Raw genomic sequence first — 14129 nt, 5'->3', positions numbered from 1 at the left:
CAAAACCCGCCTCCGCCCCCCCCCCCCCCCCCCCTCGCCTACTCGGCTCCCCCCCGCCACGGGCCCCCACCCCAAAGGGCCCGGGGGGGGGGGGTGGCCCCCCCGCCCCCCTACACCCCACTGGGCCCACCCCCCCCCCACCCCCCCCGCCGCCCCCGCCCTGGGGGGGGGGGGGGGCCCCCCCACTTTTCGACACGTCAGAAAGGGGCACGCGGGGTGCTGCGACTCGTCGTACGAAGACTGCTACAGCTCATACCCACCCTGCTCGGCCTGTCGGTTCTGCTCTTCCTGTGGCTGAACCGGCTGCCCGGCGGACCCGCCTCAGCGATCCTGGGCGAGCGGGCGACCGAAGCCGAAGTGGCGCGCATCAACCGGGTGCTGGGGCTCGACGAGCCCGTCCACGTCCAGTACTGGCGCTTCCTCAAGCGCATCTTCGAACTGGATCTCGGCACCTCCACCCAGACCGGTCAGCCGGTGTGGGACGAGTTCGTCCTGCGCTTCCCGGCCACCGTCGAACTCAGCGTCGCCGCGATCGTCATCGCGGTCCTGATCGGCATCCCGATGGGCTACCTCGCCGCCCGCCACCGCGGTGGCTGGCTCGACGTCGCCTCGGTGTCCGGATCGCTGATCGGCATCTGCATCCCCGTGTTCTTCCTCGCGCTGATACTCAAGGGCATCCTCGCCGTCCAGCTCCACATCTTCCCGAGCTACGGACGGCTCTCCACAGGTCTCGACGCCACGAACATCACGGGATTCGCCACCCTGGACGGTCTGCTGACCGGTGAGCTCGACGCGACCTGGGACGCGATCATGCACCTGGTGCTGCCCGCGATCGCCCTCGCGACCATTCCGCTCGCCGTGATCGTGCGCATGACCCGGGCGAGCGTCCTGGAGGTCCTCGGCGAGGACTACATCCGCACCGCCGAGTCCAAGGGCCTGGAGAAGCGGGTCGTTCGCGGCCGTCATGTGCTGCGCAACGCGCTGCTCCCCGTGGTCACCGCGGTGGGCCTGCTGACCGGCAGCCTGCTGTCGGGTGCGGTGCTGACCGAGTCGGTCTTCTCCTTCGGAGGAATCGGCTCCTTCATCCGTACCTCGATCGACGCCCGCGACTACCCGGTGCTGGTCGGGTTCATCCTCTTCATCGCGATGGTGTACGTCCTCATCAACCTGCTGGTCGACGTCGCCTACAGCATCATCGACCCGAGAGTGCGGGTGCACTGACGTGACGACATTGACCAACAGGGCCGACAAGATCGACCGGCTCGCCGAACTGACCCAGCAGACCGAGTCGACCACGGGCGCGAGCCTGTGGCGCGAGGCCCTGCGGCGGCTCAGGGGCAGCAAGATGGCCGTCATCGGCGCGGTCGTCATCGGCGTGTTCGTGGTGCTCGCGATCGTGGGACCGTGGATCGCCCCCTACAGCCCCACCGCCCAGACCTGGCGCGGCGAAGTCTTCACCAACCAGGGCAAGTTCGTCGGAATGCGCGGCGAGAACTGGTTCGGCCTCGACCACCTCGGCCGGGACCTCTTCTCCCGCATGCTCGTCGGCGCACGCCAGACCCTGCTCGTGGGTGTGGTCTCGATGCTCATCGGTCTGGTCATCGGCGCGGTCGTCGGTGTGCTGTCCGGTGCCGCAGCGACTCTCGGCGGCAAGGTCGGACAGCGGATCGACACCGTGATCATGCGCATCACCGACCTCATGCTGTCGCTGCCCTCGCTGCTGCTCGCAGTCTCCATCGCCGCCGTGATGGGCCAGTCCCTGACCACGGTGATGATCGCCGTCGGCGTCGTCCAGATCCCCGTCTTCGCCCGTCTGCTGCGTGGCTCGATGCTCGCCCAGGGCGGCGCGGACTACGTACTGGCGGCCAAGGCGCTCGGCATCCGGAAGAAGCGGATCGTCCTCACGCAGATCCTGCCCAACTCGCTGAGCCCGGTGATCGTCCAGGCGACGCTCAGCCTCGCCACCGCGATCATCGAAGCCGCGGCCCTGTCCTACCTGGGCCTCGGCAACCCCGACCCGGCGATCCCGGAATGGGGCGTCATGCTCTCCCAGGCGCAGCGGTTCTTCGACAACGAGCCGATGATGGCCGCCTATCCGGCCGTCGGGATCATCATCACCGCACTGGGCTTCACCCTGCTCGGCGAGGCCATGCGCGAAGCCCTCGACCCGAAGCTGCGAGGCTGATCTCCCATGGCACTGCTCAATGTTGACCAGCTCAGCGTCACCTTCGGCGGACGCGGCCGCAAGGACTCCGTCGCGGTCGACGGTGTCTCCTTCACCGTGGACCAGGGCGAGGTCGTCGGCCTGGTGGGCGAGTCCGGCTGCGGCAAGTCCGTGACCTCGCTCGCCCTGATGGGCCTGCTGCCCGACAAGGGCGTGAAGGTCGGCGGACGCGTGGAGTTCGACGGCCAGGACCTGCTGACCATGAGCCGGCGCAAGCTCCGCGACATGCGCGGCAGCCAGCTGGCGATGATCTTCCAGGACCCGCTGTCCTCGCTGAACCCGGTGATCCCGATCGGCATCCAGGTGACCGAGATCCTCCAGCGGCACCGCGGTCTGAAGGGGGAGGCCGCCCGCAAGGAGGCCGCCCACCTCCTGGACCGGGTCGGTATCCCGGACCCGCGCCGACGGCTGAAGGAGTACCCGCACCAGCTGTCCGGCGGTATGCGGCAGCGTGCGCTGATCGCCATGGCGGTGGCCTGCGCACCCCGGCTGCTCATCGCCGACGAGCCGACCACCGCGCTCGACGTGACCATCCAGGCCCAGATCCTGGAACTCCTCAAGGAACTGGTCGACCAGGAGGGCACCGCCCTGCTGATGATCACCCACGACCTCGGGGTCGTCGCCGGCATCTGCGACGAGGTCAATGTCCTGTACGCGGGACGGGCCGTGGAATCCGCCGACCGGCGTGAGCTGTTCGCCGCACCCACGCACCCGTACGCGCACGGGCTGCTCGGTTCCATCCCGCGTCTGGACGCACCGCGCGGCGAACCGCTCCACCCGATCCGCGGATCGATCAACGACAAGATCGCCTGGGCCGACGGCTGCGCCTTCGCGCCCCGCTGCGATTTCTACACGATGGAGTGCCTCACGGGCACTCCCGAACTGACCGAACCACGCACGGCCGGACACCAGGTGCGCTGTGTCAACCCGGTCCTGCCCAAGGCGGAGGTTTCGGCATGAGCCTGCTCGAACTCGACGATGTGAAGGTCCACTTCCCCGTCAAGAAGGGTGTCTTCTTCGACCGTACGGTCGGACACGTCTACGCCGTGGACGGCATCTCGCTGAGCGTCGAGGCCGGACAGACGTACGGGCTCGTGGGCGAGTCGGGCTGTGGCAAGACGACCTTGGGCCGGGCGGTGCTGCGCCTCGTGGACATCACCTCCGGTGAGGTCGTCTTCGACGGCACCGACCTGGCCAAGCTGCCGGACGAGGAGATGCGCCGGTACCGCCGCCGGCTCCAGATGGTCTTCCAGGACCCGCTCGGCAGCCTCAACCCGCGGCAGAACATCGAGTCGATCCTCTCCGAGGGCATGGCGGCCCACGGGATCGGCGCCGACCGGGACGACCGCCGGGAGAAGATCAAGGCCATCCTCGCCAAGGTCGGACTGCCCGCGAACTCGCTGTCCCGCTACCCGCACGAGTTCTCCGGCGGCCAGCGCCAGCGCATCGGCATCGCCCGCGCCCTGGTGCTCGAACCGGACGTGATCATCTGCGACGAGCCGGTCTCGGCGCTCGACGTGTCGATCCAGGCGCAGGTCATCAACCTGCTGGAGGAGCTGCAGCAGTCGCTGGGGCTCACCTACCTCGTCATCGCCCACGACCTCGCCGTCGTCCGGCACATCTCCGACGTCATCGGGGTCATGTACCTCGGGTCCCTCGTGGAGGAGGCGCCGAGCGACGCGCTGTACGCCGGCCCGAAGCACCCGTACACCCGGGCGCTCATGTCCGCGGTGCCGGTGCCCGACCCCGAGGTCGAGGACCGGCGGGAGCGGATCCTGCTCCAGGGCGACCTGCCCTCGCCGGCCAACCCGCCGGCCGGCTGCCGGTTCCACACCCGCTGCCCGTGGGTGCAGGACAAGTGCGCGCTCGAGCGTCCGGTCCTGACGGACCTGGGTGACGGGCACAAGGTGGCCTGCCACTTCGCGGCCGAGATCGAGGACGGGACGATCGGGCTGACCCGGGCAACCGGTATCGAGGCGGTCGTGGGGACACCCACCGAGGAGCCGGTCGCCGACAAGACGCCGGCTGTGAAGGTGCCCGCGCAGAAGGCACCCGCCGACTCGGTCGCCGTGGCGCCGGTGGCGGAGAAGTCCGCGGAAGCCGAGGGCGAGGCCGAAGCCGCAGCCGAGGCCGGAGTCGAACCGGAGAAGGCGTCCGGGGAGGCATCCGCGCCCGAGGACGAGGCAGCCGACACCGCCGACGCCGAGGTCGAGGTGGCAGACGCGGCCGACGCCCCGGACGAGCCCGAAGACGCGGCCCCGCCCGTGGCCGAGGCCGGCGCCGAAGGAAAGGCCGGCACCGTCTGACGGCCTCCGGGCGACATCGTGGGCACCGGACGTTGTAGAACTGTCCGGTGCTCAACGAACTCTTCACTCCCTCCGTCCAGCATGCGCTCGACCTCGTCGGGATCTTCGTCTTCGCGATCTCGGGCGCCCTGCTCGCCGTACGCAAGAACTTCGATGTCTTCGGCATCGCGGTGCTCGCCGAGGTGACAGCGCTGGGCGGAGGGATTTTCCGCGACGTGATGATCGGGGCGATCCCGCCCGCGGCCTTCACGGATCTCGGCTACTTCCTGACCCCGCTGCTCGCGGCCGGCCTCGTGTTCTTCCTGCACCCGCACGTCGAGCGGATCCAGGTCGGCGTCAACGTCTTCGACGCGGCCGGCCTCGGCCTCTTCTGCGTCGCCGGCACGGTCAAGGCCTACGACTACGGCCTCGGCCTCACCGCATCGGCCGCCCTGGGTCTGGCCACGGCCGTCGGCGGCGGTGTACTGCGTGACGTGCTCGCCAACGAGGTGCCGTCCCTGCTGCGCTGGGACCGCGACCTGTACGCGGTGCCCGCGATCGTCGGCGCGGTCATGGTGGTGCTCTGTATCCGCTTCGACGCCCTCAACGCCTTCACCAGCGGCACCGCGGTCATCACCGCGTTCGTCCTCCGGCTGTTGGCGATGCGCTTCCACTGGCGTGCTCCGCGCGCCTACAACCGGCGCTCGGCGACCGCGGAGGAGACCCCGGCGGTCATGTGACGCCGGAGAAAAGCTACCGCTCAGTAATGCAATCGGTGTACCGTGCATCGCATGGCACAGGCAGCAGCGCAGGCGCCGCGCACAGCGCAGGCAACCATCGGTGACAGCGAGTTCGACCGCGACACCGCCGTCACACTCCGTGAAGAGGGCGTCTACGACGCCGAGCTCTCCGCGGGATGGACGATCATCCACGCGGTCAACGGCGGCTATCTGCTGGCCATGCTCGGCCGGGCACTCGGAGAGGCGCTGCCGCACTCCGACCCGTTCTCGGTGTCCGCGCACTACCTCACGGCCTCCGTACCGGGCCCCGCCGTCATCCGTACCCAGGTGGTCCGCACCGGCCGCACCCTCTCCACCGGAGAGGCCTCGCTCTTCCAGTACGCGGAGGACGGCAGCGAGATCGAGCGCATCCGGGTGCTCGCCACCTACGGTGACCTGGACGGCCTGACCGGCGACGTCCTCACGTCCGCCGAACTGCCCGCCATCCCGCCGCGGGAGCACTGCCTCGGCCCGGCCGACGGCCCGGCGGCGATCCCCGGCAGTTCCGCCATCACCGAGCGGCTCGACATCAAGCTCGACCCGGCGACGATCGGCTGGGCCATCGGCGCACCGTCCGGCAAGGGCGAGATGCGGGGCTGGTTCGGACTCGCGGACGGCCGCGACGCGGACCCGCTCTCGCTGCTGCTCACCGTCGACGCGCTGCCACCGACGTCGTTCGAGCTCGGCCTGAAGGGCTGGACGCCCACGATCGAGCTCACCACCCACATCCGCTGCCGCCCGGCCCCCGGGCCGCTGCGCGTCTCCATCACCACCCGTAACCTCGCGGGCGGTTTCCTGGAGGAGGACGCGGAGGTCTGGGACAGCGCCGACCGTCTGGTGGCCCAGTCCCGTCAGCTGGCCCGCGCACCACGCGTCTGAGCGGCGGAGGGCCGGAGCGCCGGCCTTCGCGCCGCCCGCACCGGGCGGCGGGTCACGGGTGTGTGCGCAGGAAGCCGGCGAGGGCCGCGGTCAGCTCGGCCGGCGCGTCCTCCTGGACGAGGTGCCCGGCCCCGGCGACCAGCCGGAGTCCGGCGCCCGGAATCAGTGCGGCCAGTTCATGACCGCGGGCGACCGGGATCCAGGTGTCCTCGGTGCCCCAGCAGATCAGTACGGGCAGCTCCAGCTCGCCGTACCGGTGCTGGATGTCGTCGGTGAACCGTTGGTCGTTCTGGGCGATCTGCCGGTAGAAGGCGGGCTGCCCGGTCTCGGTGCACCACGGGGCGACGAGCCGTTCGAGCACCTGGGGGCGCAGTCCCGGATGGCTGGCGGAACTCATGTACTCCGTCACCAGGGCCCGGTGGAGGGCTGCCGGAAGCTGCCCGAAGACCTGGGCGTGGCCGCCCAGCAGCCGGTACGCGGGTGAACCCCACGGGGCCAGTGCCACGGGGTCGACGAGCGCGAGACGCCGGTAGCGGGCGCCGTGCAGGAGGTACGCGCGCAGAGCGACACAGCCGCCGAAGTCGTGGGCTGCCACGGCCGGTTCGGGCAGGTCCCAGTGGGCGAGGAGCTCGGTGAAGACCCAGGCCTGGGCGCGCAGGGACACATCCTGGTCCTCGAACTGGGCGGAAGCGCCGTAACCGGGCAGGTCCCACACGTACACGCGGTGGTCCTGGGCCAGCCCACGGGCGATATCGCGCCATACGTACGAGGAGAAGGGCGTGCCGTGCACCAGGACGACCGGCGGAGCGTGCTCCGGGCCGAGAGCGGCCCAGCGCACCTCGCCCGACGAACTGGTGAAGGTCCGGTCGAGAGTCCATTCGCTCATGGCGACGACCCTATGGGCTGTCCAGCCAGTGGGCCCGGCCCAGCGTGACCAGGCGCAGTCGGCGTCGCGCCTGCCGGACGACCGCCCGCTCGTCCTCGGGGCCCGCGTCCAGGAGCGCCGAGGCGGTGAGCACCATGTGGTCGACGTACAGCCCGCCCAGCATCAGGAGGTCCTCCCGGTCCCAGCCCGCCGACTCCGGCTCCGTACCGAGGGCCGCCGCCACCTCCTCGGCGAAGCGGCGCAGCTGGCAGGTTATGGCTTCGCGGACGGGGCCCACGCCGCCGTGCTGTTCGCGGGCGATGAAGCGGAAGTGGGCGGGCTGCTCGGCCACGTGGCGGGCGATCAGTTCGACGCTGCGGTCCAGTCGCTCCTCGCTGTCGCCCGTCTCGGCGAGGATCGCGCCGATCATGCCGTGCAGGCTGCCCAGGGTCTCCTCGACGAGGGCGACGCCCAAGGCCGCCGTGTCGTCGAAGTGGCGGTAGAAGGCGGTCGGGGCGACTCCCACGGCCCGCGTCACCTCGCGCAGGCCCAGGCTGCTCAGACTCTGGTGCTCCAGCAGCCGCAGGGCGGCGTCGAGGAGTGCCTGACGTGTCTTCAGCTTCTGGGCCTGGCGGATGCCGACGGTGTGACTCATGCCATTCAGTAAACAACCGTTCTCCGAGTCTTGGAAGGGGTCAGGGGTCTAGACTGCAAAGTCAGTGAACAGTCGTACTCTCAACTGCTCGCAGAAAGGGCCACACATGTTCGTCCTCGTCGCCGCCCTGCTCCTGCTGGGGGTCGTCCTCGGAGCGGTCGCGCATCTGCCGCTGCCCCTGGCGCTGACCGCAGGCGCCCTGATCGGTCTCTGGCTGGCGCTCTTCGGAGTCCGTGAGCGCCTCGGCCGCCGGACCCGCTGACCCGGCACCCGACCCCGTATCCCACCGGATCCGAAGGAGCACGCACCATGACCCTCACCACCGCACTCGCCCGCCGAACCCGGAACGGCACCGGGGCGGGGACCGCTCCGCGGACGGGCCGGAAGCCCGGCGTCCGTGAAGACTCCCGCGAGGCCTCCCGTGAGGCGGACGGGCTGGCCGTCGCCTCGTTCGTGCTCGGGCTGCTCGGCCTCCTGGTGATGAACATCCTGCTCGGGCCCGTCGCCATCGTCATGGCGGTCATCGCCCTCGCCCGATCCACCGCCCGCCGCGGCCGCGCCCTGCTCGGGCTCGCCCTCGGCATCGCCGACCTGGTCGTCCTCGCCGTCCTGGTCACCGAGAACGGCACCGTCTCCTGGAACTTCGGCGCCTGACCGGGGCGAGCGGGAAGCTTTCCCGGTACCGGATCGGGCTCCGTGCCGGGGCGGTCCGTACGCCTTCCGGACCCCCTGCGGGAGCCGTGACCCCATGCGCCCGGCATGAGCCCCGCCAAGGACTCGTAGAATCGTGTCCACCATGGCCTACCTCGACCACGCAGCGACCACTCCGATGCTTCCGGAGGCGATCGCGGCGATGACCGCGCACCTCGCCGTCACCGGCAACGCGTCCTCCCTGCACGCCGCCGGGCGCCGGGCCCGCCGCACCGTCGAGGAGTCCAGAGAGACGCTCGCGGACGCCCTCGGCGCGCGCCCCAGCGAGGTGGTCTTCACCTCGGGCGGGACCGAGGCAGACAATCTCGCCGTGAAGGGCCTCTACTGGTCCCGGCGCGACGCGGACCCCCGCCGCACCAGGGTCCTCGCCAGCCCGGTGGAACACCACGCCGTGATCGACGCCGTCGACTGGCTCGCCGAGCACGAGGGCGCCACCGTCGAGTACCTGCCCGTCGACCGGTACGGGCGCGTGCACCCCGAGGCCCTGCGTGAGGCGATCCTCCGCGACCCCGACGACGTCGCCCTGATCACCGTCATGTGGGCCAACAACGAGATCGGCACCGTCATGCCGGTACGTGAACTGGCCGATGTCGCTCGCGAGTTCGATGTGCCCATGCATGCCGACGCGGTACAGGCCTTCGGGCAGCTGGAGGTCGACTTCGCCCGGTCGGGGCTGGCCGCGATGACCGTCAGCGCACACAAGATCGGTGGCCCCTTCGGTGTGGGCGCGCTGCTCCTCGGCCGCGACCACACCCCCGTGCCCGTGCTGCACGGCGGCGGACAGGAGCGGCATGTGCGCTCCGGCACCCTCGACGTACCCGCCGTCGCCGCCTTCGCGGTCGCCGGACGGCTCGCCGCCGAGGGGCGTGAGGACTTCGCCCGCGAGATCGGTGCGCTCCGCGACGACCTGACCGCGGCGGTCCTCCAGGCCGTCCCCGATGCCGTGCTCGGCGGTGACCCGGCCCCCGGCGGCCGGCTGCCCGCCAACGCCCACTTCACCTTCCCCGGCTGCGAGGGCGACTCCCTCCTGCTGCTGCTCGACGCCCAGGGCATCGAATGCTCCACCGGCTCCGCGTGCACGGCCGGAATCGCCCAGCCGAGTCATGTGCTGCTGGCCACGGGCACCGACCCGGACCTGGCCCGCGGCACCCTGCGCTTCTCGCTCGGCCACACCTCCGCCAAGCAGGACGTCGAGGACGTCGCGCGGGCGATCGGCCCCGCGGTCGAACGGGCGAGGACGGCAGGGCTCAGCTAGTCCTTCGCCGCCTCCGCGGCCTTCGCCGCCCTGGAAGCGGCCCGGACCAGCTTCATGTAGCGGTCCCAGTCCCAGTGCGGTCCCGGATCCGTGTGGTCCGTGCCCGGCACCTCGACGTGCCCGATGATGTGCTCGCGGTCCACGGGTATCCCGTACCGCGCGCATATCGCGGCCGTCAGCCGCGCCGACGACTCGTACATCCGGGCCGTGAAGTCCTTCGGGCGGTCCACGAACCCCTCGTGCTCGATGCCGACGCTGCGTTCGTTGAACGAGCGGTTGCCGGCGTGGTACGCCACGTCCAGCTCGCGGATCATCTGCGTCACACGGCCGTCCTGGCCGACGATGTAGTGCGTTGCGGCGCGGTGCGCCGGATCCTGGAAGACCTTGACCGCGCTGGCGAAGCTGCCCTGGGTGACATGGATGATCACCCGGTCCACGCCGTAGTCGTCGGGGCGGTCGGCCCGCCGCCAGTTCGCGTCGGAGGCCGCCACCCACCGGGCACCGGCGAAGTCCAGCTCACCGGGCTTGCGGGGCTTCTCCACGCCCGGTACCCGCCACCAGACGCGCCGGATCTCCTCCGCGGCCAGCGCGGCCGTGCCCACGGCGGTCGCGGCGCCACCGATCAGCAGCGAGCGTCTGCTGATGCCGCGCGACCCGCTCCCCGATCCTTCGCCCCTGCCTCTGGTCCCCATGTGATCGTCAACGCATATCCGCGCGCATTCGGTTCCCGGAGCCCCGTACTCTGGATGGGCTATGACTCAGACCTCCCAGCGCCCCCTCCGTGTCCTCGCCGCCATGTCGGGCGGAGTCGACTCCGCCGTCGCGGCGGCCCGTGCCGCCGAGGCGGGCCACGACGTGACCGGTGTGCACCTCGCCCTCTCCGCGAACCCGCAGTCCTTCCGTACCGGGGCACGCGGCTGTTGCACCATCGAGGACTCCCGGGACGCCCGCCGCGCGGCGGACGTCATTGGCATCCCGTTCTACGTCTGGGACCTCGCGGAACGCTTCCGCGAGGACGTCGTGGACGACTTCGTGGCGGAGTACGAGGCGGGGCGCACCCCCAACCCCTGCCTGCGCTGCAACGAGAAGATCAAGTTCGCCGCACTGCTCGACAAGGCCCTGGCCCTCGGCTTCGACGCGGTCTGCACCGGCCACTACGCCACCGTCGTGCTGAACGACGACGGCACCCGGGAGATGCACCGCGCCTCGGACATGGCCAAGGACCAGAGCTACGTCCTCGGAGTCCTGGACGAGAAGCAGCTCGCGCACGCCATGTTCCCCCTCGGCGACACCCTCACCACCAAGGACGAGATCCGCGCCGAGGCCGAGCGCCGCGGCCTGGCCGTCGCCAAGAAGCCCGACAGCCACGACATCTGCTTCATCGCCGACGGCGACACCCAGGGCTTCCTCGCGGACCGTCTCGGAGGCCCCGCGGAGGGTGACATCGTCGACGAGTCCGGTGCGAAGGTGGGCACCCACGAGGGCGCCTTCGGCTTCACCATCGGCCAGCGCAAGGGCCTGCGCATCGGCCACCCGGCCCCCGACGGCAAGCCCCGCTACGTCCTGGACATCTCACCGGTGAACAACACGGTGACGGTCGGCCCCGCCGAGGCCCTCGACGTCACGGCCCTCACGGCCATCAAGCCCCGCTGGTGCGGTACGGCCCCGTCCGGCCCCGGCACGTACACCGCGCAGCTGCGTGCCCACGGCGGCGAGACCGAGGTGACGGCGGAGCTGACCGACGGCACCCTGCACGTCTCGTTCACCGAGCCCGTACGGGGCGTGGCCCCCGGCCAGGCCGTCGTCCTGTACGACGGCACCCGGGTGGTCGGCTCCGCCACGATCGCCACGACCGTACGCCGCGAGAGGGCGACAGCGGGCTGACGCATAGCCTCGGACCGGGTCGCTCCCCTGCGGCGACCCGGCCGGTTCGGGGGTCCGCTACGACACCTCGCGCAGGAACACGTCCCGGGCGAAGAAGTCCGCCAGGACCGGGGCGATCGCCTGCGGTGCCAGATCGCGCGTCTGGCCGGTCAGAGTGCGGTGCCGCGCCCTGGGGACCGCCGCCGCGAGGGCGAGAGTCGTCTCACGGGTCACGTCGGGACTGAAGCCGCCGCAGACCACCAGCGTGCGCGCCGTCACGGACGCGAACCGATCCGTCGGAATCGTGCCGTTGCCCAGCAGCGTGTCGTCGTACGCCAGGGTGTGCGCCAGCGCTTCCAGGCTCTTCCACAGCGGGGCGTGGCGCATACGGGCGATCGTCTCCTCCGGGACGCCGGTCCGGGACATGTACAGGGCGACGGCGCCGTCGCGGTCCCCTATGGACAGCATCCGGTGCAGCCGGGCCGTGCAGCGGGACTTGTAGAGGAGACCGGCCGGCCCGGGGGTGTACGGCGGCTCGTAGACCGCGAGGAGATCCACGGGCAGCCCCGCCGCCTGCGCCTCCAAGGCCAGCGCACCGCCCGACAGCATGCCGAAGAGCGACACCCGCTCACCCACCCGGGCCGCGACCGCCATCAGGTCCTCGACCTCGCGCCGCACCGCGTACGGACCGCTGTCGCCGCTGGCGCCGCGCCCACGGCGGTCGTACGTGACGACCGTGAACCGCGGCGCGAGCAGTTCGGCGAGCGGCTCCTCGGTCTCCGAGCTGCTCAATGCCCCGCCGACCAAAATCACCGGCGGCCCGTCACCCCGGCGCCGATAGGCGACGGACGTGCCGTCACGGGAGAGAGTCTTGTCCATGTGAGGGTGGACCGAGGCGGCCCGCAGAACTCATCGGTGGTGCCGAGAAATATTTTTGACGATCAGTCGGTGACCACTTCCGTGTCGTAGAAGCAGAAGTGGCCCTTGATCGCCGCCACTTGGTCCTTGGGTTCCTGGTAGGCCCAGACGAGGTCCGCCGCTCCGGGCAGCGACCAGTAGGACGCATCGCCCTTGAACGGGCAGTGCGTACGGGTGTCCGAGGGCGTCAGCAGCTCCGTACGGACGTCCTCGGGCGGCAGGTAGTACCTGACCGGACAGCCCGTCTCGCGCAGGGCGAGCGGCCGGTGGCTCTCGGCGAGCAGCTGCCCGTCGCGTACCGCGCGCACGTGCACGGCTTCGGGCTCGACGGTGATGCGGTGTCCTGGGGCGGAAGTCATGACTGGTTCAGCCGTGCGGCGGGCCGGTTTCTTCCCGCTCCCGGGGAGTGCCGGGGCGGCCCGTACGGTGGTCGCATGAACATCTGTGTCTTTCTCTCCGCCGCCGACCTCGACGACCGCTACACCGTGCCCGCCCGGGAATTCGCCGAACTGCTGGGCCGGGGCGGGCACACCCTGGTCTGGGGAGGTTCCGAGAGCGGGCTCATGAAGGTCGTCGCCGACGGGGTGCAGGCGGCCGGCGGACGGCTCGTGGGCGTGTCGGTGGAGTTCCTGGCGGCGAAGGCGAGGACCGACGCCGACGAGATGGTGATCGCCAAGGACCTGGCCGAGCGCAAGGCGCTGCTCCTGGAGAAGGCCGACGCGGTCGTCGTCATGGTCGGCGGCACGGGGACGCTCGACGAGGCCACGGAGATCCTGGAGCTGAAGAAGCACGGCAAGACCACCATGCCCGTCGTCCTGCTGAACACGGCCGGGTTCTACGACGGTCTGCGCCAGCAGTTCCAGCGCATGGAGGACGAGGGCTTCCTGCCGGTGCCCCTCACCGACCTGGTCTTCTTCGCCAAGGACGGAGTCGGGGCGCTCGCCTACCTGGAGGAGTCGGCCGGCCTGCGGTGAGGACCGGGCGGGGTGACAGCATGAGGGCATGCCTACTCATCTCATCACCGGGGCCGGCTCCGGTATCGGAGCGGCCGTCGCCCGCCGTCTCCAGGAGCGCGGCGACGAGCTCGTGCTGCTGGCCCGGGACGCAGGACGGGCCAAGGAACTGGCCGCCCTCCACCCCGGGGCCCGCACACTCGTCGGCGACCTCGGCAATCCGGACCGGCTCTCCTGGGCCTTCGGGCAGCAGCCCATGCCCGAACGGCTCGACTCGCTGCTGCACATCGCGGGGGTCGTCGAGCTCGGCAGGATCGGCGACCTCACCCCCAAGGCCTGGCACTTCCAGCTCAACGCCAATCTGATCGCCCCCGCCGAACTGACCAGGCTGCTGCTGCCGCAGCTGCGCGTCTCCAAGGGCCACGTCGTCTTCGTGAACTCCGGCGCCGGACTCGAGGCCCACGCCGAGTGGGGCGCGTACGCCGCCAGCAAGCATGGCCTGAAGGCCCTCGCCGACTCGCTGCGCCACGAGGAGCACGGCAACGGCGTCCGGGTGACCTCCGTCTATCCCGGCCGCACCGCCAGCCCCATGCAGGCCAAGGTCCACCAGCAGGAGGGCAAGGAGTACGACCCCTCCCGCTGGATCGACCCGGAGTCCGTGGCCACCACGATCCTGCTGGCCGTCGACCTGCCGCGCGACGCCGAGATCAACAACCTGACGGTCCGCCCCGGACGCTGAGAA

Annotated in this window: 17 protein-coding genes; 12 read left to right on the top strand and 5 right to left on the bottom strand. The window is 70.8% G+C overall.

Annotated features, from left to right (window positions below):
• Positions 1–216: 216 nt before the first annotated feature.
• From ACFW9O_RS36435 to ACFW9O_RS36410, 6 genes are read left to right on the top strand one after another with little or no spacing between them, the layout of a single operon-like run.
• Positions 217–1221 (top strand): ABC transporter permease, encoded by a 1005-nt coding sequence (locus tag ACFW9O_RS36435; RefSeq protein ID WP_351176712.1) that lies wholly within the window; start codon positions 217–219, stop codon positions 1219–1221.
• A gap of 1 nt (position 1222) precedes the next feature.
• Positions 1223–2185, top strand: a complete 963-nt coding sequence (locus ACFW9O_RS36430; protein ID WP_351176706.1) for an ABC transporter permease — start codon at positions 1223–1225, stop codon at positions 2183–2185.
• A 6-nt stretch (positions 2186–2191) separates the two neighbouring features.
• Positions 2192–3184: an ABC transporter ATP-binding protein gene (locus ACFW9O_RS36425; protein WP_384615437.1), complete on the top strand. Its 993-nt coding sequence runs from the start codon at positions 2192–2194 to the stop codon at positions 3182–3184.
• Positions 3181–4530: an oligopeptide/dipeptide ABC transporter ATP-binding protein gene (locus tag ACFW9O_RS36420; RefSeq protein ID WP_384615434.1), complete on the top strand. Its 1350-nt coding sequence runs from the start codon at positions 3181–3183 to the stop codon at positions 4528–4530. The genes ACFW9O_RS36425 and ACFW9O_RS36420 overlap by 4 nt, the downstream gene beginning before the upstream one ends.
• Before the next feature lie 47 nt (positions 4531–4577).
• Positions 4578–5249, top strand: coding sequence for a trimeric intracellular cation channel family protein (locus ACFW9O_RS36415; protein WP_351176697.1), 672 nt, complete (start codon positions 4578–4580; stop codon positions 5247–5249).
• 51 nt (positions 5250–5300) lie between these two features.
• Positions 5301–6167: a thioesterase family protein gene (locus ACFW9O_RS36410; RefSeq protein WP_383176995.1), complete on the top strand. Its 867-nt coding sequence runs from the start codon at positions 5301–5303 to the stop codon at positions 6165–6167.
• Between the two features lie 52 nt (positions 6168–6219).
• Here ACFW9O_RS36410 and ACFW9O_RS36405 read toward each other — a convergent pair whose 3' ends face one another.
• Complete coding sequence (locus ACFW9O_RS36405; protein WP_384615431.1) at positions 6220–7053, bottom strand: alpha/beta fold hydrolase; 834 nt, start codon at positions 7051–7053, stop codon at positions 6220–6222.
• 10 nt (positions 7054–7063) lie between these two features.
• On the bottom strand, positions 7064–7687 hold the full coding sequence (locus tag ACFW9O_RS36400) for a TetR family transcriptional regulator (RefSeq protein ID WP_351176688.1): 624 nt from the start codon (positions 7685–7687) through the stop codon (positions 7064–7066).
• 64 nt (positions 7688–7751) lie between these two features.
• Here ACFW9O_RS36400 and ACFW9O_RS36395 point away from each other — a divergent pair, with 64 nt between their 5' ends.
• The 3 genes from ACFW9O_RS36395 to ACFW9O_RS36385 all read left to right on the top strand — a co-directional run bounded on the left by ACFW9O_RS36395 (position 7752) and on the right by ACFW9O_RS36385 (position 9653).
• A complete protein-coding gene (locus ACFW9O_RS36395; RefSeq protein WP_351176715.1) occupies positions 7752–7949 on the top strand; it encodes a hypothetical protein in 198 nt (65 codons plus the stop codon).
• Between the two features lie 47 nt (positions 7950–7996).
• A complete protein-coding gene (locus tag ACFW9O_RS36390) occupies positions 7997–8341 on the top strand; it encodes a DUF4190 domain-containing protein (protein WP_384615429.1) in 345 nt (114 codons plus the stop codon).
• A gap of 142 nt (positions 8342–8483) precedes the next feature.
• The gene (locus ACFW9O_RS36385) at positions 8484–9653 is read left to right on the top strand and encodes a cysteine desulfurase family protein (protein WP_384615442.1); all 1170 of its coding nucleotides are present in this window, start codon (positions 8484–8486) and stop codon (positions 9651–9653) included.
• Here the strand turns inward: ACFW9O_RS36385 and ACFW9O_RS36380 are convergent.
• Positions 9650–10345, bottom strand: coding sequence for an N-acetylmuramoyl-L-alanine amidase (locus ACFW9O_RS36380; protein WP_384615427.1), 696 nt, complete (start codon positions 10343–10345; stop codon positions 9650–9652). The genes ACFW9O_RS36385 and ACFW9O_RS36380 overlap by 4 nt on opposite strands.
• Positions 10346–10406: 61 nt before the next feature.
• On the opposite strand from ACFW9O_RS36380, the gene mnmA reads away from it, so the two are divergent.
• A complete protein-coding gene (mnmA, locus tag ACFW9O_RS36375) occupies positions 10407–11537 on the top strand; it encodes a tRNA 2-thiouridine(34) synthase MnmA (RefSeq protein ID WP_384615425.1) in 1131 nt (376 codons plus the stop codon).
• A gap of 57 nt (positions 11538–11594) precedes the next feature.
• Here mnmA and ACFW9O_RS36370 read toward each other — a convergent pair whose 3' ends face one another.
• Both ACFW9O_RS36370 and ACFW9O_RS36365 read right to left on the bottom strand, forming a co-directional pair.
• Positions 11595–12395, bottom strand: a complete 801-nt coding sequence (locus ACFW9O_RS36370) for an alpha/beta fold hydrolase (RefSeq protein ID WP_384615423.1) — start codon at positions 12393–12395, stop codon at positions 11595–11597.
• 62 nt (positions 12396–12457) lie between these two features.
• On the bottom strand, positions 12458–12793 hold the full coding sequence (locus tag ACFW9O_RS36365) for a DUF427 domain-containing protein (protein WP_384615421.1): 336 nt from the start codon (positions 12791–12793) through the stop codon (positions 12458–12460).
• A gap of 75 nt (positions 12794–12868) precedes the next feature.
• Here ACFW9O_RS36365 and ACFW9O_RS36360 point away from each other — a divergent pair, with 75 nt between their 5' ends.
• On the top strand, positions 12869–13408 hold the full coding sequence (locus tag ACFW9O_RS36360; protein WP_384615419.1) for a TIGR00730 family Rossman fold protein: 540 nt from the start codon (positions 12869–12871) through the stop codon (positions 13406–13408).
• A gap of 28 nt (positions 13409–13436) precedes the next feature.
• On the top strand, positions 13437–14126 hold the full coding sequence (locus tag ACFW9O_RS36355) for an SDR family oxidoreductase (protein WP_384615417.1): 690 nt from the start codon (positions 13437–13439) through the stop codon (positions 14124–14126).
• The last annotated feature ends 3 nt before the right edge of the window (positions 14127–14129 follow it).

This window comes from Streptomyces sp. NPDC059499 (assembly GCF_042749285.1).
Classification (GTDB): domain Bacteria; phylum Actinomycetota; class Actinomycetes; order Streptomycetales; family Streptomycetaceae; genus Streptomyces.
This window is presented reverse-complemented; position numbering and strand designations above follow the sequence as displayed.

Bases quoted from the DNA above. Each gene is read 5' to 3' on its own strand.
- ACFW9O_RS36425 (WP_384615437.1), top strand. From the start codon at position 2,192: ATGGCACTGCTCAATGTTGACCAGCTCAGCGTCACCTTCGGCGGACGC.
- ACFW9O_RS36420 (WP_384615434.1), top strand. From the start codon at position 3,181: ATGAGCCTGCTCGAACTCGACGATGTGAAGGTCCACTTCCCCGTCAAG.
- ACFW9O_RS36410 (WP_383176995.1), top strand. From the start codon at position 5,301: ATGGCACAGGCAGCAGCGCAGGCGCCGCGCACAGCGCAGGCAACCATC.
- ACFW9O_RS36405 (WP_384615431.1), bottom strand. From the start codon at position 7,053: ATGAGCGAATGGACTCTCGACCGGACCTTCACCAGTTCGTCGGGCGAG.
- ACFW9O_RS36400 (WP_351176688.1), bottom strand. From the start codon at position 7,687: ATGAGTCACACCGTCGGCATCCGCCAGGCCCAGAAGCTGAAGACACGT.
- ACFW9O_RS36390 (WP_384615429.1), top strand. From the start codon at position 7,997: ATGACCCTCACCACCGCACTCGCCCGCCGAACCCGGAACGGCACCGGG.
- ACFW9O_RS36385 (WP_384615442.1), top strand. From the start codon at position 8,484: ATGGCCTACCTCGACCACGCAGCGACCACTCCGATGCTTCCGGAGGCG.
- ACFW9O_RS36380 (WP_384615427.1), bottom strand. From the start codon at position 10,345: ATGGGGACCAGAGGCAGGGGCGAAGGATCGGGGAGCGGGTCGCGCGGC.
- mnmA (WP_384615425.1), top strand. From the start codon at position 10,407: ATGACTCAGACCTCCCAGCGCCCCCTCCGTGTCCTCGCCGCCATGTCG.
- ACFW9O_RS36370 (WP_384615423.1), bottom strand. From the start codon at position 12,395: ATGGACAAGACTCTCTCCCGTGACGGCACGTCCGTCGCCTATCGGCGC.
- ACFW9O_RS36365 (WP_384615421.1), bottom strand. From the start codon at position 12,793: ATGACTTCCGCCCCAGGACACCGCATCACCGTCGAGCCCGAAGCCGTG.
- ACFW9O_RS36360 (WP_384615419.1), top strand. From the start codon at position 12,869: ATGAACATCTGTGTCTTTCTCTCCGCCGCCGACCTCGACGACCGCTAC.
- ACFW9O_RS36355 (WP_384615417.1), top strand. From the start codon at position 13,437: ATGCCTACTCATCTCATCACCGGGGCCGGCTCCGGTATCGGAGCGGCC.